This window comes from Pseudomonas maumuensis (assembly GCF_019139675.1).
Classification (GTDB): Bacteria; Pseudomonadota; Gammaproteobacteria; order Pseudomonadales; family Pseudomonadaceae; genus Aquipseudomonas; species Aquipseudomonas maumuensis.
On record NZ_CP077077.1, the window covers coordinates 4434328 to 4460257 of the forward strand.

Consider the following 25930-nt stretch of genomic DNA (forward strand, 5'->3'; position numbering starts at 1 on the left):
GCGAGGGCTGCAGGTTATTAGCCTGGTCTGCAGCCAGCACCGTGAACCGCGCTGCCCTGGAAGGAAGGGCAAGCTGCCGTCGCCTGAGGAGAGAATTAGAAATGACCTTCGTCGTCACCGACAACTGCATCAAATGCAAGTACACCGACTGCGTGGAAGTCTGTCCGGTGGACTGCTTCTACGAAGGCCCGAACTTCCTGGTGATTCACCCGGACGAATGCATCGACTGTGCGCTGTGCGAGCCTGAGTGCCCGGCCCAGGCGATTTTCTCGGAAGACGAAGTGCCGTCCGGCATGGAGAACTTCATCGAGCTGAACGCCGAGCTGGCCGAAATCTGGCCGAACATCACCGAGAAGAAAGACGCCCTGGCGGACGCCGAAGAGTGGGATGGCAAGCCTGGCAAGATCGCCGATCTGGAGCGCTGACAGCGCCCAGGTACGAAAAAGGCCCGCGAGGGCCTTTTTTCATTTTCCGCAGGCAAAAAAAAGGGGCGGTTTGACCCGCCCACATTTTTTCCGTAGTCCCTGTATGTCCCAATCATCGTCCTGATGAATCGCGTCCCGCGATGTCCTTGGCGATCATCCTTGAAAGCCTGTGTCAGTCCGTAGACACAGTTCGAATACTAGCGATTCCCCGCCTCGGGACAAGCAGCGAATATCTCAGGATGATTCATATGAAACATCTTTTGATGTTTATAAAATTTATATATTTCATGTGGTTAGAAAAAGTGAACCACTGGAAACGACATTGATTTACTGATCCCTACAGCGATCACTTACATGATGAGTAAGCGAATGCTTACACGCGATACTACGAGGGTGGCGAAATAAACATTTTCGGTGAGGGTGCCACGGGTCTCTCCCGCGTCAATGCCGCCCGCGCCAGCGGTCGAGCCCTTGTAACAGCAAGCCGATCCCCCAAAACCCCGCCAGCACCCCAAGTGCATTCATCAACACTTGCCCATAGCCGAGTCGCGCCACATCGACGAACGGATAGGGATATACCCCAATTTCATGCCCGCGCAGCAACACAAAAGCAAAATACAACCCCGGATACAGCGCCCAGGCTGCCAGATGCCAGAGCCGCAGCCGCCCCTTGGGCACCTCGAACCACCAGTACAGGATGAACAGCAGCGGCATCACGTCGTGCAGCAGTTCGTCCGCCAGCCACTGCCAGCCCTGGGGTTGCCAAAGGTGGCGCAACAGCAGGCTGTAGGCCAGCGCCACCAGCAGTATGCTCGCGGCGACACACGAACTGACCGCTGGCGACAGGAACCAGCGCCTGGACGCCGACTCGCGGCCGAACGCGGCCTGGCTGAGCACGGTGGCCACCAGCGTGTTGCTCAATACGGTGAAATAACAGAACAGATTGACCAGCCCGCCGATCAGGCTGGCCTGCTCCTGCCAGCGCGCCAGCAACACCAGGTACAACTGGATCGCCAGACCGGTCCAGCCGAGTACGGCTGCCAGAGCCAGCCAGGGGCGGCGCGGCATCAGCCTTTGCGCTGCAGCTTCACGTACAGCTGCTCGACCTTTTCCCGTGCCCACGGGGTCTTGCGCAGGAAGGTCAGGCTCGACTTGATGCTCGGATCGCTCTTGAAGCAGCGGATGTCGACGCGCTCGGCCAGGCCTTGCCATTGGTAGTGCGCCACCAGCTCGGTGAGGATCTGCTCGAGAGTCTTGCCGTGCAGCGCGTTGTGATTGGCCGTGCTCATGCCAGTGCTCCAGGTTCGGAAAGGTGCGCACCTTACACGAGTGTAGTGGGTGATGGGATGCCGATTGCCCACGACGAGACCGGAACAGGCAACACAAAAACCACTGGCAAGCACGGAAAGCCTTGTGCTGAAATAGTGATGTTATATTGTAACGTCAAAACGACTCTGCCAAGGAACGCCACATCCCCATGCGTCACATGCCGCTGCACCTCTCCCCCCTTGCCGTCGCGCTCTGGCTGGCCTCCACCTCCAGCCAGGCCGTCGAACTGCAACCCCAGGTGATCACCGCCAACCCGCTGGGCAACGCCCAGCTGGCCGCGCCCAGTACCGTCCTAGAAGGCGACGACCTGCTGCAACAGCAACACGGCAGCCTCGGTGAAACCCTCAACAAACAGCCCGGCGTCGCCTCCACCTGGTTCGGCCCCGGAGCCAGCCGCCCGGTGATCCGCGGCCTGGACGGCGACCGTATCCGCATCCTGCGCAACGGTGTCGGCGCCCTGGACGCCTCGTCGCTGTCCTACGACCACGCCGTACCACTGGACCCAGTGACTATCGAGCGGGTCGAGATCGTCCGCGGCCCGGCTGCCCTGCTGTATGGCGGCAACGCCATCGGCGGCGTGGTCAACACCTTCGACAACCGTATCCCCGACGCGCCCATCGACGGCATCCACGGTGCCGGCGAGTTGCGCTACGGTGGCGCCGACACCACCCGCAGCAGCGCCGGCAAGCTGGAAGCCGGCAACGGTGCCTTCGCCTTGCATCTGGATGCCAACAGCCGCCAGTTCAACGACCTGCGCATCCCCGGCTACGCCCGCAGCTCGAAGGTGCGCGATGCCGACGAGCCCGGCAGCAAGCACCGCCTGAAGAACAGCGACGGGCGCCAGGACGGCGGCGCAATCGGCGGCAGCTACCACTGGGACCATGGCTATACCGGTCTTTCCTACAGCCGCTACGACAGCAACTACGGCTCGGTGGCCGAGCCCGGCGTGCGCCTGGACATGCAACAGGACCATTACGGTTTCGCCTCGGAACTGCGCGATCTCGACGGACCATTCAGCTCGGTGAAAGTCGATGCCGGCTACACCGACTACCAGCACCGTGAAATCGAAAGCGGTGAAGTGCATACCACCTTCAAGAACAAGGGCTACGAGGCACGCATCGAGGCCCGCCACCAACCGCTGGGTCCGGTCGAGGGCGTGATCGGCGCCCAAGTCAGCCGCAACGAGTTCTCCGCACTGGGCGAGGAAGCCTTTGTCCCGCACACCGATACCGACAGCCTGGCGCTGTTCCTGCTCGAGCAATGGCAGGCCAGCGAGCGCCTGAACCTGAGCCTGGGCGCGCGCATGGAACACACCCGGGTCGATCCGGACGCCAAGGGCAACGAAACCTTTGCCGGAACCGACAGCGCTAGCAGCTTCAACGCCTTCAGTCTGTCATCGGGTGCGGTGTACCAGCTCGACCCGATCTGGTCGCTGGCCGCCAACCTCGGCTACACCGAGCGCGCGCCGACCTTCTACGAGCTGTATGCCAACGGCGCCCACGTGGCGACCGGCGCCTACGAGATAGGTGACCCGAACCTGAACAAGGAAAAGGCCATCTCCGGCGACCTGGCCCTGCGCTTCGACAACGGCACCCACAAGGGCAGCGTCGGTGTGTTCTACAGCCATTTTCGCAACTACATCGGCCTGATCGGCACCGGCAACCTGCGTGAAGGGCATGACCACGACCATGATCACGATCACGGTGATATCCCGGAATATGCCTACCAGGGTGTGCGCGCACGCTTCTACGGCATCGAGGCCCAGGACCGCTGGAAGTTGCTGGAAAATCGCTACGGCAGCTTCGCCCTGGAACTGTCCGGCGACTATACCCGGGCCAAGAACCTCGACAGCGGCGAGCCGCTGCCGCGTATCGCACCGCTGCGCCTGAACAGCGGTCTGGTCTGGGAGCTGGATCGCTGGCAGGCCCGGATCGATGTACAGCATGCCGCGTCGCAACGGCGCAAACCGAGCAACGAAACCAGTACTGATGGTTACACCACTCTAGGCGCCAGCCTGGGGTATCGCTTCGACATCGGCCAGAGTGAATGGCTGGCGTTCGTGCGCGGCGAGAACCTCACCGACCAGACCGTGCGCTATGCCAGCTCGATCCTGCGCGATATCGCGCCGGCGCCGGGGCGCAGTGTACAGGTGGGCCTGCGTACCAGCTTCTGATTGCCGGGGGCGTTTGTCCCCATTCAGCAGCAAGCTCCCACAGGACTGCGCTTGACCTGTGGGAGCCGGCTTGCCGGCGAACAGGCTGCGAAGCAACCTCCTGCCCCCTTACTGTTACCCCATCGGCAACAATCCCCTGCGACATTTTGTCTTTTTTTCTTACAACTTCCCCTATATCCTCCCAGCCGCAAGCTGAATCGCTTCATCGATCCTCAATCGCAGCCATTTCCCTTCGATGCTTCCAGGCCTCGTTGCGCTTGCCGTTTCTTCAACAATCAAAAGATAGCGCTATCTCATGCTCCAGCTGCCCACTACCCGTTACTCCGGCCTCGCCCTCGCCACCCTGCTCGGCGCCCTGTCCCCTACCACCAGTGCCAGCGAAATGTTCGCCAAGGACTCGAAGTGGATGCTCGGCGACTGGGGCGGTACTCGCAGCGAACTACTGGAGAAGGGCTACGACTTCACCCTTGGCTATACCGGCGAGATGGGCAGCAACCTGCACGGCGGCTACAGCCACGACCGCGCCGCACGCTACAGCGACCAGTTCACCTTCGGCGTGAACATGGACCTGCAGAAGATCCTCGGCTGGCACGACACCGAGGTCCAGCTGACCATCACCGAGCGTCACGGCAACAACATCAGCAACGACCGCATCAACGACCCGCGCGTCGGCGGCTTCACCTCGGCCCAGGAAGTCTGGGGTCGTGGCCAGACCTGGCGGCTGACCCAGATGTGGGTCAAGCAGAAGTACTTCGATGGCGCACTGGACGTGAAATTCGGCCGCTTCGGCGAGGGCGAGGACTTCAACAGCTTCCCCTGCGACTTCCAGAACCTGGCCTTCTGTGGCTCGCAAGTGGGCAACTGGGTAGGTGGCATCTGGTACAACTGGCCGGTCAGCCAGTGGGCCCTGCGCGTGCGCTACAACCTCAATGACGCGCTCTACGCCCAGGTCGGGGTGTTCGAGCAGAACCCGTCCAACCTCGAGAGCGGCAACGGCTTCAAGCTCAGCGGCAGCGGCACCAAGGGCGCGGTGATGCCGATCGAACTGGTCTGGAGCCCGCGGGTCAATGGCCTGAAAGGGGAATATCGCGCCGGCTACTACTACAGTAATGCCAAGGCACAGGATGTACTCAAGGACAGCAACGGTACGCCCGCCGCCATCAGCGGCGCCGCCTATCGCAGCAGCTCGAGCAAGCACGGCCTGTGGCTCGGCGCCCAGCAGCAGGTGACCGCGCTGGCCTCCGACCAGTCGCGCGGCCTGAGCCTATTCGCCAACGCCACGATGCACGACAAGAAGACCAATGCCATCGACAACTATGTGCAGGCAGGTGTGGTTTACAAAGGGCCGTTCGATGCCCGCGCCAAGGACGACATCGGTTTCGCCCTGGCCCGCGTGCATGTCAACCCCGGCTACCGCAAGAACGCCCGCCTCAGCAACCAGGTCAATGGCCTGGACGACTACGACAACCCCGGTGTCCTGCCCGTGCAGGACACCGAGTACAGCGCCGAACTCTATTACGGCATCCACCTGGCCGACTGGCTCACCGTACGCCCGAACCTGCAGTACATCCGCCATCCGGGCGGGGTGTCGCGGGTCGACGACGCGTTGATCGGCGGCCTGAAGATCCAGAGCAGTTTCTAACCCGACCCTTTCACACTACGGAGAACAGACGATGAGCACTGACGGTGCCAAGAATGGAACCCGCTGGCTACCGCGCCTGATGGGCGTGCTGCTGTTGCTGATGGGCCTGGCCCTGCTGGCCGGCGGCATCAAGCTGAGCCAGCTGGGCGGCTCGCTTTACTACCTGATTGCCGGTATCGGCTTCGCCCTGTCCGGCATCCTGTTGCTGGCCAAGCGGCGCATCGCCCTGGGCCTGTATGGCCTGGTACTGCTGGGCAGCACCGCCTGGGCATTGCTTGAAGTCGGCCTGGATTGGTGGCAGTTGGTGCCACGCCTGGCCATGTGGTTCGCCATCGGCGTGGTCCTGCTGCTGCCGTGGGCGCGCCGCCCGCTGGTCGGCCCTGCGTCGAAGGTCAACACCGCCCTGCTCAGCGTCGCCGTGGTCGCCTCCGGCGCCACTGCCGTGGCCAGCCAGTTCACTCACCCGGGCGAAATCCGTGGCGAGTTCACTCGCGACAACAGCGAGATGGGCAGCGCCGCCCCGGCCATGCCCGACGGTGAATGGCAGGCCTACGGCCGCACCGAGCATGGCGACCGCTACTCGCCGCTGCGCCAGATCACCCCGCAGAACGCCTACCGCCTGGAAGAGGCCTGGCGCATCCGCACCGGCGATCTGCCAACCGAGAACGACCCGGTAGAGCTGACCAACCAGAACACGCCGCTGAAGGTCAACGGCATGCTCTACGCCTGCACTGCCCACAGCCGCCTGCTGGCCCTGGACCCGGACACCGGCACCGAGATCTGGCGCTTTGATCCGCAGGTCAAGAGCCCCACCGGCACTTTCAAGGGCTTCGCCCACATGACCTGCCGCGGCGTCTCGTACTATGACGAGAACAGCTACGTCAGCCGCGATGGCAGCCCCGCGCCGAAAATCACCGACGCAGGCCAGGCCGTGGCCCAGGCCTGCCCGCGCCGCCTCTACCTGCCTACTGCCGACGCCCGCCTGATCGCCATCAACGCCGACAACGGCAAGGTCTGCGAGGGCTTCGCCAACCAGGGCGTGATCGATCTGACCCGCGGCATCGGCCCGTTCACCGCCGGTGGCTACTACTCCACCTCGCCGGCCGCGATCACCCGCAGCCTGGTGATCATCGGTGGCCACGTGACCGACAACGAATCGACCAACGAGCCGTCCGGCGTGATCCGCGCCTACGACGTACACGACGGTCACCTGGTGTGGAACTGGGACAGCAACAACCCGGACGACACCAAGCCCCTGGCCGACGGCAAGTTCTACAGCCGCAACTCGGCCAACATGTGGTCGATCGCCAGCGTCGACGAAGACCTCGGCATGATCTACCTGCCACTGGGCAACCAGACTCCCGACCAGTGGGGCGCCGACCGCACCCCGGGCGCCGAGAAGTACAGCGCCGGCATCGTCGCCCTGGACCTGGCCACCGGCAAGGCACGCTGGAACTACCAGTTCACCCACCACGACCTGTGGGACATGGACGTCGGCAGCCAGCCCACCCTGGTCCACCTGAAGACCGACGACGGTGTTAAACCCGCGGTCATCGTGCCGACCAAGCAAGGCAGCCTGTACGTGCTCGACCGCCGCGACGGCACACCGATCGTGCCGATCCGCGAGATCCCGGTACCGCAAGGCGCGGTCAAGGGCGACCACACCGCGCCGACTCAGGCCCGCTCCGACCTCAACCTGCTCGGCCCAGACCTGACCGAACAGGCCATGTGGGGCGCCACGCCGTTCGACCAGATGCTCTGCCGCATCCAGTTCCGCAGCCTGCGCTACGAAGGCCAGTACACCCCGCCGTCCGAGCAGGGCAGCCTGGTCTACCCGGGTAACGTCGGCGTGTTCAACTGGGGCAGCGTCTCGGTCGACCCGGTACGCCAGATCCTCTTCACCTCGCCGAACTACATGGCTTTCGTGTCGAAGATGGTGCCGCGTGAACAGGTGGCCGAGGGCAGCAAGCGCGAAAGCGAGACCAGCGGCGTGCAGCCGAACACCGGTGCGCCGTACGCCGTGACCATGCACCCGTTCATGTCACCGCTGGGCATTCCGTGCCAGGCGCCAGCATGGGGCTACGTGGCAGCCATCGACCTGTTCACCAACAAGGTGGTGTGGAAGCACAAGAACGGCACCACCCGCGACAGCACCCCGGTGCCGATCGGCATACCGGTGGGCGTACCGAGCATGGGTGGCTCGATCGTCACCGCCGGCGGTGTCGGCTTCCTCAGCGGCACCCTGGACCAGTACCTGCGCGCCTACGACGTGAAGAACGGCCAGGAGCTGTGGAAGGCTCGCCTGCCAGCCGGCGGCCAGGCCACGCCGATGAGCTACACCGGCAAGGATGGTAAGCAGTACGTGCTGGTGACCGCGGGCGGCCATGGCTCGCTGGGCACGAAAATGGGCGACTACATCATCGCTTACAAATTGGCTGAGTAAGCGTCACGCCTATCGCGGGGCAAGCCCGCTCCCACCGAGGGAGCGGGCTTGCCCCGCTATTGTTTCCCCCGCAGTTCTCCCCCCTTCGTCTACCATTGAAACCTGCCAACCACCGCCCCATCTAAGCACCATAGCCATTCACGCAGGTGCCCCATGAGCGACCAGCAGGATTTCCCGGAACACCCCGACGAACACAGCGAAGTCGAACCTCTCGATCCCGCGACCGCCCCCGGTCACCATCTCGCCCTGCCCGGCCAGCAACTGCCGGACAAGGTCTACGTGATCCCGATCCACAACCGCCCGTTCTTCCCCGCGCAAGTGCTGCCGGTGATCGTCAATGAAGAACCCTGGGCCGAAACCCTCGACCTGGTCGCCAAGACCCCGCACCACTCCCTGGCGCTGTTCTTCATGGACACCCCGCCGGAAGACCACCGCCACTTCGACACCAAGGCCCTGCCCGAATACGGCACCCTGGTGAAGGTCCACCACGCCAGCCGCGAAGGCGGCAAGTTGCAGTTCGTCGCCCAGGGCCTGACCCGCGTACGCATCCGCACCTGGCTCAAGCACCACCGCCCGCCCTACCTGGTGGAGGTCGACTACCCACGCCAGCCGGCGGAGCCCACCGACGAGGTGAAGGCCTACGGCATGGCCCTGATCAACGCGATCAAGGAGCTGCTGCCGCTCAACCCGCTGTACAGCGAAGAACTGAAGAACTACCTCAACCGCTTCAGCCCCAATGATCCATCGCCACTGACCGACTTCGCCGCCGCCCTCACCTCAGCCACCGGCAACCAGCTGCAGGAAGTGCTCGATTGCGTGCCCATGCTCAAGCGCATGGAAAAGGTCCTGCCGATGCTGCGCAAGGAGGTCGAGGTCGCCCGTCTGCAGAACGAGATCTCCGCCGAGGTGAATCGCCAGATCGGCGAGCACCAGCGCGAATTCTTCCTCAAGGAACAGCTCAAGGTCATCCAGCAGGAGCTGGGCCTGACCAAGGACGACCGCAGCGCCGACGTGGAGCAGTTCCAGCAGCGCCTGGCGGGCAAGACCCTGCCTGAGCAGGCGAAAAAACGCATCGACGAGGAGATGGGCAAGCTGGCGATCCTCGAGACCGGCTCGCCGGAGTATGCCGTCACCCGCAACTACCTGGAGTGGGCAACCGCCCTGCCCTGGGGTGTGTACGGCAAGGACAAGCTCGACCTCAAGCACGCGCGCAAGGTGCTCGACCGCCACCACGCCGGGCTAGACGACATCAAGGAGCGCATCCTCGAGTTCCTTGCCGTCGGCGCCTGGAAGGGCGAGATCAGCGGCTCCATCGTGCTGCTGGTGGGCCCGCCCGGTGTGGGCAAGACCAGCATTGGCAAGTCCATCGCCGAGTCCCTGGGCCGGCCGTTCTACCGCTTCAGCGTCGGCGGCATGCGTGACGAAGCCGAGATCAAGGGCCACCGTCGCACCTACATCGGCGCCCAGCCGGGCAAGCTGGTGCAGGCGCTGAAGGAAGTCGAGGTGATGAACCCGGTGATCATGCTCGACGAGATCGACAAGATGGGCCAGAGCTACCAGGGCGACCCGGCCTCGGCGCTGCTGGAGACCCTCGACCCCGAGCAGAACATCGACTTCCTCGACCATTACCTGGACCTGCGCCTGGACCTGTCCAAGGTGCTGTTCGTCTGCACCGCCAACACCCTCGACTCGATCCCCGGCCCCTTGCTCGACCGCATGGAAGTGATCCGCCTGTCCGGCTACATCACCGAAGAGAAGCTGGCCATCGCCAAGCGCCACCTGTGGCCCAAGCAGCTGGACAAGGCCGGTGTGGCCAAGACCAGCCTGAGCATCAACGATGCCGCGCTGCGCGCGGTGATCGAGGGCTATGCCCGCGAAGCCGGGGTGCGCCAGCTGGAGAAGCAGCTGGGCAAGCTGGTGCGCAAGTCGGTGGTCAAACTGCTGGAAGACCCGGACGCCAAGCTCAAGATCGCCGCCAAGGACCTCGAGCCCGCCCTGGGCATGCCGGTGTTCCGCAGCGAGCAGGTGCTGGCCGGCAAGGGGGTGATCACCGGCCTTGCCTGGACCAGCATGGGCGGCGCCACCCTGCCGATCGAGGCCACGCACATCCACAGCCTCAACCGCGGTCTCAAGCTCACCGGGCAGCTGGGTGACGTGATGAAGGAATCGGCGGAGATCGCCTACAGCTACATCAGCTCGAACCTCAAGCAGTTCGGTGGCACACCCGGCTACTTCAACGAGGCGTTCATCCACCTGCACGTACCCGAGGGCGCCACGCCCAAGGACGGCCCCAGCGCCGGCGTGACCATGGCCAGCGCCTTGCTGTCGCTGGCCCGCGACCAGGCGCCGAAGAAAGGCGTGGCCATGACCGGCGAGCTGACCTTGACCGGCCAGGTACTGCCGATCGGCGGGGTGCGCGAGAAAGTGATCGCCGCACGGCGACAGAAAATCTTCGAGCTGATCCTGCCGGAGGCCAACCGTGGCGATTTCGAGGAGTTGCCGGAGTACCTGAAGGAAGGCTTGACCGTGCATTTCGCCAAGCGCTTCGCCGATGTAGCGAAAGTATTGTTCTAAAGAGGACGGGGCCGCGTTGCGGCCCTATCGCCGGCAAGCCGGCTCCCACCAAGTGCAGCATGTACCCTACTTGTGGGAGCCGGCTTGCCGGCGATAGGGCCCGCGCAGACCACACACACTTGCGACAGCTTCGGTTATCCTCAGGCCATTCCAGCTTCAGGAGCCAACATGACCCTCCCTCGCCTGCTCGTTCCCGCCGCCCTGGCCCTGCTCACCGCCTGCGCCCAGCAACCGCAACGCACCGTCGAACTGGACGGCGAAAGCGAATGCCCCAAGCGCCTGCTAGTCGGCCAGACCCTGACCCTCACGCTGCCCAGCAACCCCACCACCGGCTACCGCTGGCTGCTGCAGAACCCGGCTTCGGAGATCCTGCGCAGCCTCGGCCCCGAGGTATACAGCTCTCCGGAGCAAGCCGGCATCGTCGGCAGTGGCGGGCTTTCCAGCTGGCGCTTCCAGGCCAAGGCCGCAGGCGAGGGCCACCTGATCCTGGTCTACCAGCAGCCCTGGGCCCCGGAAGTACGTCCGGTACAGACCTTCGATTGCGCCATTCGGGTCAACTGAGCGAACGGCGCCGGTCAGCCAGTCATGCAAGCTTGCCGTGGTTTGGCTAGAATGCCGCCCCTGTAGATTGCCAGCCGCCTGGACCCACCGTGAGCAAACAACCCGACCGCCTTTTCGCCCAACCCCTGGAGCAGGTGCCCGACTTCGTCTTCAACGAAGACGTGGTGCAGGTGTTCCCGGACATGATCAAGCGTTCGGTGCCCGGTTACCCGACCATCGTCGAGAACCTCGGCGTGCTGGCCGCGCGCTTCGCCCAGCCGGGCTCCGCACTGTACGACCTCGGCGCCTCGCTGGGCGCGGTGACCCAGGCGTTGCGCCGCCATGTACGCACGGACGGCTGCCGGGTGATCGCGGTGGACAACTCCGCGGCCATGGTCGAGCGCTGCCGCCAGTACCTTACCGCCCAGGACTCGATGTTCCAGGAGTTGCTGCCGGTGCAAGTGCTGGAGGCCGATATTCTCGCCCTGCCCTTCGAGCCGGCCTCGGTAGTGGCGATGAACTTCACCCTGCAGTTCGTCGCCCCTGAACAGCGCCTGGAACTGCTTGCCCGCATCCGCCAGGCACTTTTGCCGGGCGGCGCGTTGATTCTCTCGGAGAAACTGCACTTCACCGACGCCCAGGAGCAGGAGCTGCTCAACGAACTGCACCTGGACTTCAAGCGTGCCAATGGCTACAGCGAACTGGAAATCGCCCAGAAACGCAGCGCCATCGAGAACGTGATGAAACCCGACACCCTGGAAACCCATGAAGCGCGCCTGCGCGCCGCCGGCTTCTCCAAGGTCGTGCCCTGGTTCCAATGCCTCAACTTCGCCTCGCTGATAGCCCTGCCATGATCGATCTGTCCCCCCTTGTCCGCCGCCTGGCGGGCACCCCCCTTGCCACCTGGTCCCAAGGCCTGCAGGCGCAACTCGAGAGCAAGTTGGAAAAAGGCCACGGCGACCTCGATCGCTGGCGCGGCGCCCTTGACGCACTGCCGCGCCTGACCCCGAGCGAAGTCGACCTGGTCGACGGCCTGCGCCTGGACTGCGACTGCGACGACGCCACCCGGGCGCAGATGCGCCAGGCGCTGATGGGCCTGTCGCCCTGGCGCAAGGGCCCGTTCGACCTGTTCGGCGTGCATGTCGATACCGAATGGCGCTCGGACTGGAAATGGTCGCGGGTCGGCCCGCACCTGGACCTCAAGGGCAAGCGCGTGCTCGACGTGGGTTGCGGTAACGGCTACTACCAGTGGCGCATGCTCGGAGCCGGCGCCGACCTGGTCATCGGCGTCGACCCCAACTGGTTGTTCTTCTGTCAGTTCCAGGCCGTGCAGCAATACCTGCCGGACTTGCCGGCGTGGCACCTGCCGTTCGCCCTCGAAGAGCTGCCGGCCAACCTCGAAGGTTTCGACACCGCGTTCTCCATGGGCGTGTTCTACCACCGCCGCTCGCCCATCGAGCACCTGCTGGCGCTCAAGGATTGCCTGGTCAAGGGCGGTGAACTGGTGCTGGAAACCCTGGTGATCGAGGGCGACGAAAACCAGGTGCTGGTGCCCGAGGACCGCTACGCGCAGATGCGCAACGTATGGTTCCTGCCGTCGGTTCCGGCATTGGAGCGCTGGCTGCGCCGCGCCGGCTTCAGCGATGTGCGTTGCGTGGATGTCAGCGTCACCGGCGTCGACGAGCAACGCAGCACCGAGTGGATGCGCTACCAGTCGCTCGGCGACTTCCTCGACCCGAACGACCACGGCAAGACCATCGAAGGCCTGCCGGCGCCACGCCGCGCCACATTGCTGGCGCGCAAATAAAAAAGGCGCCCCTTAGGGCGCCCAAGCTCACCTGCGACGAGGAGCTGTCGCGGCGCAGGTGCGTGGTACTCAATCCTTGGCCAACTCGCGGGCCTTCTCATCGGCCTTGCGCTCGCGTTCGGCCACGGCCTGCTGCTTGTCGCCATACAGCCGCGCCTGATCCTCGCGGAATGCTTGCCAGAATTGCTTCGAACGCTCCGCACCACCTTCGGCGAAAACGCTGGTGCTGCCCACGGCGAGGATCGCCAGCAGCAGGTACTTGGTCAGGTTCATCGTGCTTGCCTCGTGATAACCGTATCGACAGGGCCATGATTGCAAGCGCTAGCTAACGCCAAGGTGAGGCGGACATTACAGTGTTGAAAGGCGCGCACAGCCTCTTGTGGCGCGGGTTTGCCATGATGGCGCCTGAGCTTTCATGCACATGACCCGCACATTACAAATCCGCAATCCCCACCGCTTGACCATTCGCATCCAGTAACATCCCCACCGCTTGACCCTGATGCCACTACAGGGTCGAGAATCGCCCCCTTTCATCGAGCCGAGCCCAACCATGCGCCTACTGATCATCGAGGACGAACCCCGCACCGCCGATTACCTGCAGCAGGGCCTGCGCGAGAACGGCTATGTAGTCGACTGCGCCCACACCGGCACCGACGGCCTGCACCTGGCCCGCCACCAGCCCTACGACCTGGTGATCCTCGACGTCAACCTGCCCGAGCTTGATGGCTGGGGCGTGCTGCAGCGCCTGCGCGCGGAGTCGTCCACGCGGATCATGATGCTCACCGCCCACGGTCGCCTGGCAGACCGGGTCAAGGGGCTGGACCTGGGCGCGGACGACTACCTGCTCAAACCCTTCGAATTCCCCGAGCTACTAGCCCGTATCCGCAGCCTGTTGCGCCGCAACGACCAGCACCTGCAACCCAGCACGCTGAAAGTCGCCGACCTCGAGCTCGACCCCGGTCGCCACCGCGCCTGGCGCAACGGCCAGCGCATCGACCTGACCGCCAAGGAGTTCGCCTTGCTGCACCTGTTGATGCGTCAGAGCGGCGAAGTGCTGTCACGCACCCAGATCATCTCGCTGGTGTGGGACATGAACTTCGACTGCGACACCAACGTTGTGGAGGTGTCGATTCGCCGCCTGCGGGCGAAGATCGACGACCCCTTCGAGGACAAGCTGATCCATACGCTGCGCGGCGTTGGCTATGTGCTCGAGGCACGGACGTGAAGCGCCACAGCCTGTCGCTGCGCCTGGGGCTGAGCGTCACCCTGTTGGGCGCAGCACTGGTGCTGCTGCTGGCGTGTCTGGCGGTGTTCGCCCTCGACCACGAGCTCGACAGCCGCGCACGCAAGGATCTGGCGCGCAAGATGCAGCAAGTCGAGCACAATCTGCGCGCCGGTCTGCGCAGCGACGATCTGGGCGCCCGCTCCCATCACCTGCTCGACCTGGTCCTGGGCCACGACAACCTCAGCCTCAGCGTGATGGCCGTCAACGGCCGTCACCCGACGCTGCTTAGCCTCGGCCCGGCCCTGCAGTCCGAGCACCTGCTGAACCTGGAGGCGGACGACCGACTGACCTTTCATGCCTGGCGCGACGACGGCGACAACGAGATCCTCACCGCCAGCCGCTTGATGCGCCTGCGCGACGACACCCCGGTCAAGGTACTGATGTCGCTCAACCGCAGCGATGACAACAGCCTGCTGCAGGCCTACCTGCACTCGACCCTGCTGGCCTTGCCGCTGCTGCTGGTACTGATCGGCATCGCCGCCTGGAAATTGGTGCAGCGCGGCCTGCGCCCGCTGCGGCATTTTCGCCGCATCGCCGGGCAAGTCTCGACCCAGGACCTGGAGCATCGTCTGCCGGATGAGGGCCTGCCGGCCGAGCTCGCCAACTTGGCGCGAGCCATCAACGTCATGCTTGACCGGCTCGACCAAGGGGTACGCCAACTGTCGCAGTTCTCCGACGACCTTGCCCATGAACTGCGTACGCCGATCGGCAACCTGATGGGCAAGGCCCAGGTCACCCTGGCCCGCGAGCGTGACGGCGACAAGTACCGCGAAGCCCTGGAAGACAGCGTCGAGGAGCTGACCCGCCTGAACCGCATCATCAACGACATGCTGTTCCTCGCCCAGGTCAGCCAACCGCAGACCCAGATCACCCTGATACCGATCAAAGTGGCGGATGAAGTGGCGCGCGTGAGCGAGCTGTTCACGTTCAGCGCCGAGCTCAAGGGTATTTCCTTGCACCTGCAAGGCTGGGGCACGGCCCTGGCGGACCGGCTGATGTTCCAGCGGGCGCTGTCGAACCTGCTGAGCAACGCTATTCGCCATGGTCCCGAAAGCAAACCGGTGGCCGTGGGCATTGAGCGGCTGGGCAACGAGATTGCCGTGTGGGTGCAGAACCAGGGCACGGGGATAGAGGAGACGCACCTGCCGCACCTGTTCGAACGCTTTTACCGGGCAGGCGCCGGGCGTTCACGGCTGGAGGGCGGAACCGGGCTGGGGTTGGCGATCGTCAAGTCGATCATGCAATTGCATGGGGGGCGGGTCGAGGTGAGGAGCAGTCCGTTGGGCCCTACCCGCTTCACTCTGGTATTTCGAGCGGAGTAAGTGGTTGATGCCAACGGCCTCATCGCCGGCAAGCCGGCTCCCACATGGATCGCACTGGCCTTGAGTGCCGCGCAGTACCTGTGGGAGCCGGCTTGCCGGCGATGAGGCCGGTGCAGACGGTTAGAAAATCAGCGCGAAGCGGCGACGATCAGCGCCTTCATCTCCGCCACCGCGGCCTTGAAGCCGACGAACAGCGCATGGGCCACCAACGCATGACCGATGTTCAGTTCATTGATGCCTTTGATTGCCGCCACCGCCTCCACATTGTGGTAGTGCAGGCCATGCCCGGCGTTGACGATCAGGCCCTGACCAACGCCAAACGCGACGCCATCGACGATGCGCTTGAGTTCCTCGGCCACTTCGGTCGGAGTCTCGGCGTCAGCATAGCGACCGGTATGCAGCTCGATGGCCGGGGCGCCGACACGGCGCGAGGCTTCGATCTGGCGCTCGTCGGCATCGATGAACAACGACACCTCGGCACCGGTGCGTGACAAGCGCTCGACCGCTGCCTTGATCCGCGCCTCCTGGCCAGCGACATCGAGGCCGCCTTCGGTGGTCAGCTCCTGACGGGTTTCCGGCACCAGGCAGATGTGCGCCGGGCGGATCTTCTCGGCGAAGGCCATCATCTCTTCGGTGACGCCCATTTCGAAGTTCATGCGGGTCTGCAGCACATCCTTGAGCAGCAGCACGTCGCGCTCCTGGATATGCCGGCGGTCTTCGCGCAGGTGTACGGTGATGCCGTCGGCACCCGCTTCCTCAGCGTCCAGGGCGGCCTTGACCGGGTCCGGATAGCGGGTGCCTCGGGCCTGGCGCAGGGTCGCCACGTGGTCGATATTGACGCCGAGAAGCATGCGGTTGCTGTGAGTCACGAAGGGGCACTCCTGAAGGTTGAGGGCCACAGCATACGTGCTGATCAGCGCTTGCGAAACAGTTCCCGGCTGACCAGTGGCTTGGGCCCCAGGTGTACCGCCAGGGCTTGGCGCATCAGGCGCTTGGCGGCGAGCAAGGCACCGGGCGCCTCCCAGTCGGCCTGGGCCAGGGCCAGCAATTCGCCGCCCTTGAACAAACCGGGCTGGAACAGTTCGACCCGCTCGAGGCCCGCGTCGACCTGCAGGCGGTAGAGTCCCTCGGCGACGACGGGCAGGTCATTGACGTCATGGTCCAGGGCGAAGGCATAGCCCAGCTCATCCAGCAGGCGCCATTCGAAGGAGCGCAACAGCGGCTCCAGCGCACGCCCGTCGGCCAGGGCCTGCAAGGTCAGGGTGTAGTGCTCGAACAGCGCCGGGTGCGGCGCCTCTGCGGGCAGCAGGCGCATCAGCAGCTCGTTGAGGTACAGCCCGCTGAACAGCGCGTCGCCGTGCAACCAGGCAGCAATGCCGACGGCATCCAGGCGGCCGACGTTCTTCAACTCACCGCGCCCGCGCAGCTCCACCTCCAGCGGCACGAACGGTCGCACCAGGCTGCCGCCCTTACCCCGCGCCCGGCGCAGCACCGCGCGTACCTTGCCTTGCGGGGTAAGGAAGTCCACCAGCGCACTGGTTTCCTTGTAGGCGCGACTGTGCAGTACGTAGGCCGGCTGGGAGGTGGGTTGTTCCATCAGCGATTTCTCGACGTCATAAATGACTGTGGGAGCGGCGATGCGGCGGCCCGACTTGTCCCGCGATAGCTATCGTAGGGCAAGTGGGCCGCTGCATCGCCGCTCCCACCAGAGGCACGGGGCCGGTCGGCGTATTACAGGTCGCCGTAACCCAGCGAACGCAGGGCGCGCTCGTCGTCGGACCAGCCGCCTTTGACCTTGACCCACAGGTTGAGCATGACCTTGGAGTCGAACAGCACTTCCATGTCCTTGCGCGCCTCGGAGCCGATGCGCTTGATGCGCTCGCCCTTGTCGCCAATGATGATCTTCTTCTGGCCATCGCGTTCAACCAGGATCAGCGCATGGATGTGCAGCACATGGCCCTGCTGCTTGAACTCCTCGATCTCCACGGTGATCTGGTACGGCAGCTCCGCACCGAGCTGACGCATGATCTTCTCGCGCACCAGCTCGGCTGCGAGGAAGCGGCTGCTACGGTCGGTGATCTGGTCTTCCGGGAAGAAGTGATCGTTCTCGGGCAGGTGCTTGGCGATCTGTGCTTCCAGCGCTTCGAGGTTGTGCCCCTGCTGCGCGGAAATCGGCATCACCTCGGCGTTCGGCAGCTGCTCTTGCAGCCACTGCAGGTGCGGGATCAGCTCGGCCTTCTCTTCCATGCGGTCGGTTTTGTTGACCGCGATGATCAGCGGGCCGGTCACGTACTGCACGCGCTCCAGCACCAACTGGTCTTCGTCGGTCCACTTGGTGCGGTCGACCACGAAGATCACCACGTCGACGTCCTTCAGGGCCGCCGAAGCGTTGCGGTTCATGTAGCGGTTCAGGGCCTTGTCGTTGGCCTTGTGCATGCCAGGGGTATCAACGTAGATCGCTTGCACGTCACCCTCGGTCTTGATACCGAGCATGTTGTGGCGGGTGGTCTGCGGCTTGCGCGAGGTGATCGCCAGCTTCTGGCCGAGGATGTGGTTGAGCAGCGTGGACTTGCCCACGTTGGGGCGACCGACGATGGCCACGTAGCCGCAGCGGGTCGAAGTATTCTCAGTCATTGCCATTCTCCACGCCCAGGGCGATCAATGCGGCGGCGGCGGCGACCTGCTCGGCGATACGCCGGCTCACGCCCTGGCCGCGGCTTTTCTTGTTCAGCAAGACCACTTCGCATTCGACGAAGAAGGTCCGGCAGTGCGGTTCGCCCTGGATATCCACCACTTCGTAACGTGGCAACTCGCAGGCACGCGACTGCAGGAACTCCTGCAGGCGCGTCTTGGGGTCCTTGTTGGTATCGACCAGGGTCAGTCCATCGAACTCGTCGGTCAGCCAGGCGAGGATTCGCTCGCGTGCGGTCTGCATGTCGGCGTCCTGGTAGATCGCACCGATCAGGGCCTCGAGGGCGTCGGCAAGAATCGACTCGCGACGGAAACCACCGCTTTTCAGCTCACCCGAGCCCAGGCGCAGGTATTCGCCCAGGTCGAAGCCGCGGGCCAGCCGCGCCAGGGTCTCGCCCTTGACCAGGCGTGCGCGAAGACGCGACAACTGGCCTTCACGTGCCTGCGGGAAGCGCTCGAACAACGCCTCGCCGACCACGAAGTTGAGGATGGCATCGCCAAGGAACTCCAGGCGCTCGTTATTGCGCCCGGCGTAGCTGCGATGGGTCAGGGCCAGCAGCATCTGGTCCTGGTTCTTGAAGGTGTAGCCGAGCTTGCGCTCCAGGCGTGCAAGGGAACCACTCATGGGGCCACCCCGGCAATGTTCAACGCGTTGTTCAAATCAACATCCTGAAAGACGGTTTGACTGTGGGCAGACGCCGGCAACGGCGAAAGCCTCGTTCCCTGAGAACACAGCCTATGTCAGAAATGCAATCGGCGCCGTCCGTGGACAGCGCCGTCGTTACTCAATGGATCAGCCCGACCCGCGACAGGTTCGGGAAGTGGCTGAGTTTCGGCTCTGGCCAGCTCATCCAGACCGCGAAGGCCTTGCCGACGATGTTCCGGTCCGGAACCATGCCGTGCAGTTCCTTGGGAATGTTCGGATCATCCCAGAAACGGCTGTCGTTGGAGTTGTCGCGGTTGTCACCCATCATGAAGTAGTGACCCGCCGGCACGGTCCATTGCTGGTCCGGCGGCATGCGATAGCGGGTCATTTCCTTGCGGATCAGGTGCTCGGCTTCACCGAGCTTCTCCTTGTACAGCTCGGCGCTGCCCAGGGTGCCCGGCTCGCTGCCAACCAACTGCTCGGCAATCGCCTGGCCATTGACGAACAGGCGCTTGTCGGCTGTGTAGCGGATCACATCACCCGGCAGGCCGACCACACGCTTGATGTAGTTGACGTTGGGGTCGCTCGGGTAGCGGAACACCATCACATCCCCGCGCTGCGGATCACCCACCGCGATGACCTTCGTGTCGATCACCGGCAGGCGAATACCGTAGGAGAACTTGTTCACCAGGATAAAGTCGCCCACTTCCAGCGTCGGCTTCATCGACCCCGACGGGATCTGGAACGGTTCTACCAGGAACGAACGCAACACCAGCACGATGAACAGCACCGGGAAGAACGACTTGCCGTACTCAACCAGCAACGGCTCCTTGTTCAGGCGTTCGACCACGGCCATTTCGGGCTGGCTGACGCTGCCCTGGTAGTTGGCGATCGCTGCACGCCGGCGCGGGGCCAGGAACAGCAGGTCGAGCAGACCCAACAGACCGCAGACGGCAACGGCGATGACGAGCAACAGCGGGAAATTTAGCGACATAGGACCTAGCTATCCAACCTGAGCACAGCGAGGAAGGCTTCCTGTGGAATCTCCACGTTACCCACCTGCTTCATGCGTTTCTTACCGGCCTTCTGCTTCTCCAGCAGCTTCTTCTTACGGCTGACGTCACCGCCATAGCACTTGGCCAGTACGTTCTTTCTGAGCGCCTTGACGGTTGTCCGGGCAATGATCTGGCCGCCGATAGCTGCCTGGATCGCCACGTCGAACATCTGCCGAGGGATCAGTTCCTTCATCTTTTCGGTCAACGCACGGCCTTTGTAGGCGGCGTTGTCGCGATGCACGATCAGGGCCAGGGCATCGACCTTGTCGCCGTTGATCAACACGTCCAGCTTGACCAGGTTGGCCGACTGGTAGCGGTCGAAATGGTAATCCAGCGACGCGTAGCCGCGGCTGGTGGACTTGAGCCGGTCGAAGAAGTCCAGGACCACTTCGTTCATCGGCATGTCGTAACGCACCTGCACCTGGCTGCCGAGGAACTGCATGTCGCGCTGCACGCCACGCTTCTCGATGCACAGGGTGATGACGTTGCCCAGGTGTTCCTGCGGCACCAGGATCGTCGCGGTAACGATCGGCTCGCGGAAGTCGGTGACGGACGAGACGTCGGGCAGCTTCGACGGGTTGTCGACGACGATGGTCTCGCCGGTCTTGAGCTCGAGCTCGTAGATCACGCTTGGCGCGGTGGTGATCAGGTCCAGGTCGTATTCGCGCTCCAGGCGCTCCTGGATGATCTCCATGTGCAGCATGCCCAGGAAGCCGCAACGGAAGCCGAAGCCCAGGGCGTCGGAGCTTTCCGGCATGTACTGCAGCGACGAGTCGTTCAGGGTCAGCTTCTGCAGGGCGTCGCGGAAGTCCTCGAAGTCGTCGGAACTAACCGGGAACAGACCCGCGTAGACCTGCGGCTGGATCTTCTTGAATCCTGGCAGCACTTCGACTTCCGGGGTGCTGGACAGGGTCAGGGTGTCACCGACCGGCGCACCGTGAATGTCCTTGATGCTGGCGATGATGAAGCCCACTTCACCGGCTTTCAGATCGGCGGTCTGGGTGTGTTTCGGGGTGAATACGCCGACGCTGTCGACCAGGTGTACCTTGCCGGTGGACTTGACCAGAATCTTGTCGCCCTTCTTGACGCGCCCCTGGCGCACACGCACCAGCGAGACCACGCCCAGGTAGTTGTCGAACCAGGAATCGATGATCAGCGCCTGCAGCGGAGCGTCGATCTCGCCGGTCGGCGCGGGGATGGTATGCACCAGGCGCTCGAGCACCTCGTCGACGCCCATGCCGCTCTTGGCACTGCAAGCCACGGCGTCGGTGGCGTCGATGCCGATGATCTTCTCGATCTCGTCCTTGACGCGGTCCGGGTCAGCCTGGGGCAGGTCCATCTTGTTCAGTACGGGCATGACTTCCAGGCCCTGCTCGATGGCGGTGTAGCAGTTGGCCACCGACTGCGCCTCGACGCCTTGGCCAGCGTCTACCACCAGCAATGCACCCTCGCACGCCGCCAGCGAGCGCGAGACTTCATAGGTGAAGTCGACGTGGCCGGGGGTGTCGATGAAGTTCAGCTGGTAGGTTTTACCATCCTGCGCCTTGTAATGCAGCGTGACGCTGTGGGCCTTGATGGTGATACCGCGTTCGCGCTCAAGGTCCATGGAATCGAGGACCTGGGCTTCCATTTCGCGCGCCGACAGGCCACCGCACATCTGGATGAAACGGTCGGCCAGCGTCGACTTGCCATGGTCGATGTGGGCGATGATGGAGAAATTGCGGATATGACTCAAATCACTCACGGGTCAACACTCGAAAAGGCTGCGAGCCGGACGCCCGCCGAAAAATAGCCGGGAATTGTACCTCAAGCCGGAGGGATATGGGAGATTCCTCTATCGGGCTGTATACAGGTTGCGTGGCAACCGGTTGCCACGGGCAGTTGGCGCCTGCTCACTCATGAAAAAGGGCAGCCGAAGCCACCCTTTCTCTACCGTTCATCCAGCTTATTCAGCCAGCTTGAAGGTGATGAAGCTGGCGCGCCCCTGGCGCAACACGCGCATGGACACCGAACGGTTCTTCGGCAGGTCCTTGGCGATTTCGGTGAACTGCTTGGCCGAGGCGATGGCCTGGTTGTTCAGGTGGCTGATCACATCGCCCGGGCGCAGGCCGATCATGGCCGCCGGGCCATCCTGGACCTCCTTGATGACTACCCCACCCTTGAGTTCGAGCGATTTCTTCTGCTCGGCACTCAGGTCGGCGACAGACACACCCAGGCGGTTGCTGCTGCGCTCGGCACTGCCATCGGCCCCAAGGCCCATGCCGATGTCGGCGTCATCTTCCGGCAATGCGCCGATGGTCACATCCAGGTTTTGACGCTTGCCGTTGCGAATGATCTCGAGCTTGGCTTTCTCGCCATCCTTCAGGCTGCCCACCAAGTGCGGCAGGTCGGCGGACATGACGATCGGCTGGCCGTTCATGCTCAGGATCACGTCCCCCACTTGCAGGCCGCCCTTGGCTGCCGGGCCGTTTTCCAGGACCTGGGCCACCAGAGCACCGGCCGGTTTGTCCAGGCCGAACGACTCGGCCAGGTCCTTGTTGACCTCCTGGATCACCACGCCCAGCCAGCCGCGGCTGACCTTGCCGTCTTTCTTCAGCTGGTTCGACACATCGATCGCCACGTCGATAGGGATGGCGAACGACAGCCCCATGAAGCCGCCGGAACGGGTGAAGATCTGTGAGTTGATGCCCACTACCTCGCCTTTCATGTTGAACAGCGGGCCACCGGAGTTGCCCGGGTTGATGGCCACGTCGGTCTGGATGAACGGCACATAGGTGTCGTTGGGCAACGTGCGGCCCTTGGCGCTGACGATACCCTTGGTCACCGAGTGGTCGAAGCCGAACGGCGAACCGATGGCCAGCACCCACTCACCGACCTTGAGCTTTTCCGAGTCGCCCAGTTTGACGGTCGGCAGATTCTTGCCGTCGACCTTGAGCAAGGCCACGTCGGTGCGTGGGTCGGTGCCTACCAACTTAGCCTGCAGCTCGCTGCGGTCGGAAAGGCGGACGATGATCTCGTCGGCGTCGGCCACTACGTGATTGTTGGTCAGCACGTAGCCGTCGTTGGAAATGATGAAGCCCGACCCCAGCGACTGCGCTTCACGCTGGCGATCACCGCGCGGCGAACGCGGCTGCTGCGGCATGTTGCGTTCGAAGAACTCGCGGAACATCGGCGGCAGGCCTTCCAAGTCGGGCATCTGCCCGGCGGCGACGCGGCGATCCGGCAGCTTCTGCTTGGTACTGATGTTGACCACCGCCGGCGAGGCTTGCTCGACCAGGGTGGTGAAGTCCGGCAGAGACTCCTCGGCCTGGGCGCTGAGCACCTGGCCGAGCATCAGCACGGCAGCGAACATCGATAGGTAGGTTTTCAAGCGTGGTATTGACATACGGCTCCCGTCACAACGAGCGTAGTTAGCAGTTAGGTTCCCGCAGACGCAGGAAAGGCCAGACTCCGAGAAGCCTGACCTATAGAAAATTTGCGGCAGGATTGCAAATGACAATGCCTTAATTTCATGTCAGCTCTGTGTAACAAGAGCTGTCAGGGCACTGTGCCGTCATTGACGCGCCTGGGCATCCTGAGCCCGCATCGACAAGGCGACACGCTCGGCAGTGCCCAGCGGAATTTCGCCGACCACCGTGACCATTACCTTGCCCTTGGGCGTGGTCAGACGCCGCGACACTGCGACGGTAGGTCCGAGCTGGGCACGGGTATCGATACCGGACTCGTTGCCGATCGGCTCGAGGAATACCGAAAAGCGTGCCAGGCCATCGTCATACATCAGGCTGCTGACGGTACTCTTGCGCTCGGGATCGCGCCGCACCGAGCTGTTGACCAGCTCGAAACCCGGCGGCAGCCAATCGGAACGCCATCCGGCAACACTTTCAGAAGTGCCTGACGCGATCTGTTCGACCGGCCTGCAGGCAGCACCCGCACTAAGGTCGGTGTCAGTCGGTACAGCATCGGTGTCCAGACGGGTCATCTGGAAGCGCTCGAGCAACTGCCCTTTGTCGTTCAGCATCAACGAGCGCAGGGGCAGGCCGGTACGGCGATCAAGGTGCAGTTCGAAGGCATAACGGTGCTGGTCACGCGGGGTGAGTGAGACAACCACGGCGTCGCGCCCGGCGACGCGTGACTTGCCTGCCACGCTCAGGTCATACCAGCTCATCAGTTTCAGGGGATCTAGCACCCGCGCGGCATTGTCCGGCGGGGCGCTCACGCTGCTGACCAAGTTGCCACTGACGCACTGCACCTTGCCGTCGACCCGCACGATTTCCTGGGCCGAGCCGTCGAGCTGCAACAGCCGCTCGCTGACCTTGCCATCCTGGACGCGATGCCAGATATCGTGGGATGAGAAGCTGCCGTTACGTTCGTAGACGAAGGAACCCTGGTAACTCTGCTGTTGCTCGGCCCTTGCCAGCTTGTTCAGCCACTCGCTCGCCTCGGGCGAGGAATTGGCGGCCAGGGCCTGCACCGTCAGGCTGCTGCCAAGCAGCAGCGACAGGAGAGGTAGCGCGCGCATGATCCTCCTTACTTAGCGGTTTTCCAGGCTGGCGGCGCGGGCATAAGGCAGCGCGGTTTCGTTGCCCTTCAGCGCGGACTCCTGGGCGTGCTGGCGCAGGTAGCCTGGCAGGCGTTGATCCCAGCCGGCCTGGTTCTGCAGCACACCGTTGGCCATCGGCCCGGTCGGTTGCTCGTTGCCTTCACTATAGCCTGCCAATACGGCGGGGCCTTGCACCTGCGGCATGCTCAGGCCTTGCTGGGCTGGCTGCTGGGCGGCCAGTTGGGCGCCAGTGATCTCGTCCTGGTTGTAGAAGCGCACACCCGCCAGCACGGCAACGGTCACCGAAGCGGCCACGGCCAGACGGCCGATGCTGCGCCACGGGCCCTGCTTGACCTTGGCCGGCACGGCCTCGTCGGCCAGCGCCGCGGAAACCGCCGAGGCGATGTCCAGTTTGGGCATCAGCAGTTCCTTGTGCATGGCTGCACGGGCGACCTGGTAGCGCGACCAGGTGGCACGGGTTTCGGCATCGTCAACGGCGTTCAGCACGCGACGCAGTTCCAGTTCGTCCGCTTCGTTATCCATCACCGCGGACAGCGATTCCTGCAAAGCTTCACGACTCATGGCGGTTCCTCTCTTGGCTGTCGCCGCTGTCTCAGGTTTCCTGCAACAACGGTTGCAGGGCTTTGTCTATGGCCTCCCGAGCGCGGAAAATCCGAGAGCGCACGGTACCCACCGGACATTGCATGACACTGGCAATGTCTTCGTAACTCAGTCCATCGAACTCGCGCAGGGTCAGCGCCGTGCGCAAATCTTCCGGCAGTTGCTGGATGGTTCGATGGACAGTGCCTTCGATTTCATCCCGCAACAACGCGCGCTCTGGGGACTCGAGATCCTTGAGACCATGATCGCCGTCGTAAAACTCCGCATCCTCGGAGCTCACATCGCTGTCTGGCGGCCGTCTTCCACGGGATACCAGGTAGTTCTTCGCCGTGTTGATGGCGATGCGGTACAGCCAGGTGTAGAAGGCGCTGTCACCGCGAAAATTCCCAAGCGCACGGTATGCCTTGATAAAGGCTTCCTGCGCCACGTCCTGCGCTTCATGGGTGTCGTGTACGAAACGCACGATCAACCCGAGAATCTTGTGCTGATACTTCAGCACCAACAGATCGAACGCTCGCCTGTCGCCACGCTGCACGCGCTCGACAAGCTGCTGATCCTCTTCCTGGGTTAGCATGAACACTCCTCAGTGATCTCGAAGGAGCGTTGCAACAGCCATCGTTCAGGCTTGCAACCATAGACTCGGGCTTTTCGCAAAAGTTCTCCCCTCCAAGCAAGTTTCCTGCGGTCCTTGGTCGACTCGCACGGAAGACGCAGCGCGGTCACGGCCGGCTACGTCAATAATCAGGTTTCGTTACGCAGGTGCCAGCCCAGGATAGGGCCGATGCCTTGCGTCGCCGCGGCAATCTGTGGCGTATGGGCAGCCTGTATAGGATTTCC

General features: G+C 63.5%; 23 protein-coding genes. 10 read left to right on the forward strand and 13 right to left on the reverse strand.

The genetic code is table 11. From position 1 onward, the window contains the following. Window positions 1-101: 101 nt before the first annotated feature. Window positions 102-425 (forward strand): ferredoxin FdxA, encoded by a 324-nt coding sequence (gene fdxA / locus KSS90_RS19835; protein WP_023629582.1) that lies wholly within the window; start codon window positions 102-104, stop codon window positions 423-425. A 441-nt stretch (window positions 426-866) separates the two neighbouring features. Here fdxA and KSS90_RS19840 read toward each other — a convergent pair whose 3' ends face one another. Further along, window positions 867-1493 carry a Pr6Pr family membrane protein gene (locus KSS90_RS19840; RefSeq protein ID WP_217866942.1) on the reverse strand — a complete coding sequence of 209 codons (627 nt, stop codon included), beginning with the start codon at window positions 1491-1493 and terminating at the stop codon, window positions 867-869. Next, on the reverse strand, window positions 1493-1714 hold the full coding sequence (locus tag KSS90_RS19845; protein ID WP_028690109.1) for a VF530 family protein: 222 nt from the start codon (window positions 1712-1714) through the stop codon (window positions 1493-1495). The genes KSS90_RS19840 and KSS90_RS19845 overlap by 1 nt, the downstream gene beginning before the upstream one ends. Before the next feature lie 188 nt (window positions 1715-1902). Between KSS90_RS19845 and KSS90_RS19850 the strand changes: the two genes are divergently transcribed. The 7 genes from KSS90_RS19850 (at window position 1903) to cmoB (ending at window position 12933) form a co-directional block, all read left to right on the forward strand. Then, a complete protein-coding gene (locus KSS90_RS19850) occupies window positions 1903-3927 on the forward strand; it encodes a TonB-dependent receptor (RefSeq protein WP_217866943.1) in 2025 nt (674 codons plus the stop codon). Between the two features lie 295 nt (window positions 3928-4222). Next, complete coding sequence (locus KSS90_RS19855; protein ID WP_217866944.1) at window positions 4223-5569, forward strand: carbohydrate porin; 1347 nt, start codon at window positions 4223-4225, stop codon at window positions 5567-5569. A 31-nt stretch (window positions 5570-5600) separates the two neighbouring features. Then, window positions 5601-8012: a glucose/quinate/shikimate family membrane-bound PQQ-dependent dehydrogenase gene (locus KSS90_RS19860; RefSeq protein ID WP_217866945.1), complete on the forward strand. Its 2412-nt coding sequence runs from the start codon at window positions 5601-5603 to the stop codon at window positions 8010-8012. Window positions 8013-8165: 153 nt separating this feature from the next. Further along, window positions 8166-10586 (forward strand): endopeptidase La, encoded by a 2421-nt coding sequence (gene lon / locus KSS90_RS19865; RefSeq protein ID WP_217866946.1) that lies wholly within the window; start codon window positions 8166-8168, stop codon window positions 10584-10586. Window positions 10587-10754: 168 nt separating this feature from the next. Next, entirely contained in the window at window positions 10755-11147 is a 393-nt protein-coding gene (locus KSS90_RS19870; RefSeq protein ID WP_217866947.1) for a protease inhibitor I42 family protein, read from the forward strand. 89 nt (window positions 11148-11236) lie between these two features. Next, window positions 11237-11980: a carboxy-S-adenosyl-L-methionine synthase CmoA gene (gene cmoA / locus KSS90_RS19875; protein ID WP_217866948.1), complete on the forward strand. Its 744-nt coding sequence runs from the start codon at window positions 11237-11239 to the stop codon at window positions 11978-11980. Further along, window positions 11977-12933 carry a tRNA 5-methoxyuridine(34)/uridine 5-oxyacetic acid(34) synthase CmoB gene (cmoB, locus tag KSS90_RS19880; RefSeq protein WP_217866949.1) on the forward strand — a complete coding sequence of 319 codons (957 nt, stop codon included), beginning with the start codon at window positions 11977-11979 and terminating at the stop codon, window positions 12931-12933. Before cmoA ends, cmoB begins: the two co-directional genes overlap by 4 nt. A gap of 69 nt (window positions 12934-13002) precedes the next feature. On the opposite strand, the gene KSS90_RS19885 is transcribed toward cmoB, so the two are convergent. Continuing rightward, window positions 13003-13206: a hypothetical protein gene (locus tag KSS90_RS19885; RefSeq protein WP_217866950.1), complete on the reverse strand. Its 204-nt coding sequence runs from the start codon at window positions 13204-13206 to the stop codon at window positions 13003-13005. Window positions 13207-13483: 277 nt separating this feature from the next. Between KSS90_RS19885 and KSS90_RS19890 the strand changes: the two genes are divergently transcribed. Together KSS90_RS19890 and KSS90_RS19895 are read left to right on the forward strand one after the other, a co-directional pair. Then, the gene (locus tag KSS90_RS19890; protein ID WP_217866951.1) at window positions 13484-14158 is read left to right on the forward strand and encodes a heavy metal response regulator transcription factor; all 675 of its coding nucleotides are present in this window, start codon (window positions 13484-13486) and stop codon (window positions 14156-14158) included. Beyond that, the gene (locus KSS90_RS19895; RefSeq protein ID WP_217866952.1) at window positions 14155-15540 is read left to right on the forward strand and encodes a heavy metal sensor histidine kinase; all 1386 of its coding nucleotides are present in this window, start codon (window positions 14155-14157) and stop codon (window positions 15538-15540) included. The genes KSS90_RS19890 and KSS90_RS19895 overlap by 4 nt, the downstream gene beginning before the upstream one ends. A 128-nt stretch (window positions 15541-15668) precedes the next feature. Here KSS90_RS19895 and pdxJ read toward each other — a convergent pair whose 3' ends face one another. From pdxJ to rpoE, 10 genes are all read right to left on the reverse strand, one after another. Next, window positions 15669-16391 carry a pyridoxine 5'-phosphate synthase gene (pdxJ, locus tag KSS90_RS19900; protein ID WP_189656959.1) on the reverse strand — a complete coding sequence of 241 codons (723 nt, stop codon included), beginning with the start codon at window positions 16389-16391 and terminating at the stop codon, window positions 15669-15671. 62 nt (window positions 16392-16453) lie between these two features. After that, window positions 16454-17137, reverse strand: a complete 684-nt coding sequence (gene recO, locus KSS90_RS19905; RefSeq protein ID WP_217866953.1) for a DNA repair protein RecO — start codon at window positions 17135-17137, stop codon at window positions 16454-16456. 134 nt (window positions 17138-17271) lie between these two features. Further along, window positions 17272-18174 carry a GTPase Era gene (gene era / locus KSS90_RS19910; protein ID WP_031315023.1) on the reverse strand — a complete coding sequence of 301 codons (903 nt, stop codon included), beginning with the start codon at window positions 18172-18174 and terminating at the stop codon, window positions 17272-17274. Continuing rightward, complete coding sequence (gene rnc / locus KSS90_RS19915; protein ID WP_023630413.1) at window positions 18167-18856, reverse strand: ribonuclease III; 690 nt, start codon at window positions 18854-18856, stop codon at window positions 18167-18169. Before rnc ends, era begins: the two co-directional genes overlap by 8 nt. A gap of 160 nt (window positions 18857-19016) precedes the next feature. Continuing rightward, window positions 19017-19871: a signal peptidase I gene (gene lepB, locus KSS90_RS19920; RefSeq protein ID WP_217866954.1), complete on the reverse strand. Its 855-nt coding sequence runs from the start codon at window positions 19869-19871 to the stop codon at window positions 19017-19019. Window positions 19872-19876: 5 nt separating this feature from the next. After that, complete coding sequence (lepA, locus tag KSS90_RS19925) at window positions 19877-21676, reverse strand: translation elongation factor 4 (protein WP_217866955.1); 1800 nt, start codon at window positions 21674-21676, stop codon at window positions 19877-19879. Between the two features lie 201 nt (window positions 21677-21877). After that, complete coding sequence (locus KSS90_RS19930; protein WP_437180097.1) at window positions 21878-23284, reverse strand: DegQ family serine endoprotease; 1407 nt, start codon at window positions 23282-23284, stop codon at window positions 21878-21880. A 201-nt stretch (window positions 23285-23485) separates the two neighbouring features. After that, on the reverse strand, window positions 23486-24451 hold the full coding sequence (locus KSS90_RS19935; RefSeq protein ID WP_217866957.1) for a MucB/RseB C-terminal domain-containing protein: 966 nt from the start codon (window positions 24449-24451) through the stop codon (window positions 23486-23488). 12 nt (window positions 24452-24463) lie between these two features. Continuing rightward, on the reverse strand, window positions 24464-25054 hold the full coding sequence (locus KSS90_RS19940) for a sigma-E factor negative regulatory protein (protein ID WP_217866958.1): 591 nt from the start codon (window positions 25052-25054) through the stop codon (window positions 24464-24466). A 31-nt stretch (window positions 25055-25085) separates the two neighbouring features. Then, the gene (gene rpoE / locus KSS90_RS19945) at window positions 25086-25667 is read right to left on the reverse strand and encodes an RNA polymerase sigma factor RpoE/AlgU (protein WP_010220971.1); all 582 of its coding nucleotides are present in this window, start codon (window positions 25665-25667) and stop codon (window positions 25086-25088) included. Between the last annotated feature and the right edge of the window lie 263 nt (window positions 25668-25930).

Excerpts from the sequence above, each read along its gene's own strand:
- rnc (WP_023630413.1), bottom strand. The coding sequence starts at position 18,856 with ATGAGTGGTTCCCTTGCACGCCTGGAGCGCAAGCTCGGCTACACCTTC.
- KSS90_RS19840 (WP_217866942.1), bottom strand. The coding sequence starts at position 1,493 with ATGCCGCGCCGCCCCTGGCTGGCTCTGGCAGCCGTACTCGGCTGGACC.
- KSS90_RS19845 (WP_028690109.1), bottom strand. The coding sequence starts at position 1,714 with ATGAGCACGGCCAATCACAACGCGCTGCACGGCAAGACTCTCGAGCAG.
- pdxJ (WP_189656959.1), bottom strand. The coding sequence starts at position 16,391 with ATGCTTCTCGGCGTCAATATCGACCACGTGGCGACCCTGCGCCAGGCC.
- KSS90_RS19890 (WP_217866951.1), top strand. The coding sequence starts at position 13,484 with ATGCGCCTACTGATCATCGAGGACGAACCCCGCACCGCCGATTACCTG.
- KSS90_RS19885 (WP_217866950.1), bottom strand. The coding sequence starts at position 13,206 with ATGAACCTGACCAAGTACCTGCTGCTGGCGATCCTCGCCGTGGGCAGC.
- recO (WP_217866953.1), bottom strand. The coding sequence starts at position 17,137 with ATGGAACAACCCACCTCCCAGCCGGCCTACGTACTGCACAGTCGCGCC.
- fdxA (WP_023629582.1), top strand. The coding sequence starts at position 102 with ATGACCTTCGTCGTCACCGACAACTGCATCAAATGCAAGTACACCGAC.
- KSS90_RS19930 (WP_437180097.1), bottom strand. The coding sequence starts at position 23,284 with ATGTTCGCTGCCGTGCTGATGCTCGGCCAGGTGCTCAGCGCCCAGGCC.
- era (WP_031315023.1), bottom strand. The coding sequence starts at position 18,174 with ATGACTGAGAATACTTCGACCCGCTGCGGCTACGTGGCCATCGTCGGT.
- KSS90_RS19870 (WP_217866947.1), top strand. The coding sequence starts at position 10,755 with ATGACCCTCCCTCGCCTGCTCGTTCCCGCCGCCCTGGCCCTGCTCACC.
- cmoB (WP_217866949.1), top strand. The coding sequence starts at position 11,977 with ATGATCGATCTGTCCCCCCTTGTCCGCCGCCTGGCGGGCACCCCCCTT.
- KSS90_RS19855 (WP_217866944.1), top strand. The coding sequence starts at position 4,223 with ATGCTCCAGCTGCCCACTACCCGTTACTCCGGCCTCGCCCTCGCCACC.
- lon (WP_217866946.1), top strand. The coding sequence starts at position 8,166 with ATGAGCGACCAGCAGGATTTCCCGGAACACCCCGACGAACACAGCGAA.
- KSS90_RS19860 (WP_217866945.1), top strand. The coding sequence starts at position 5,601 with ATGAGCACTGACGGTGCCAAGAATGGAACCCGCTGGCTACCGCGCCTG.
- KSS90_RS19940 (WP_217866958.1), bottom strand. The coding sequence starts at position 25,054 with ATGAGTCGTGAAGCTTTGCAGGAATCGCTGTCCGCGGTGATGGATAAC.
- KSS90_RS19850 (WP_217866943.1), top strand. The coding sequence starts at position 1,903 with ATGCGTCACATGCCGCTGCACCTCTCCCCCCTTGCCGTCGCGCTCTGG.
- lepB (WP_217866954.1), bottom strand. The coding sequence starts at position 19,871 with ATGTCGCTAAATTTCCCGCTGTTGCTCGTCATCGCCGTTGCCGTCTGC.
- rpoE (WP_010220971.1), bottom strand. The coding sequence starts at position 25,667 with ATGCTAACCCAGGAAGAGGATCAGCAGCTTGTCGAGCGCGTGCAGCGT.
- KSS90_RS19935 (WP_217866957.1), bottom strand. The coding sequence starts at position 24,451 with ATGCGCGCGCTACCTCTCCTGTCGCTGCTGCTTGGCAGCAGCCTGACG.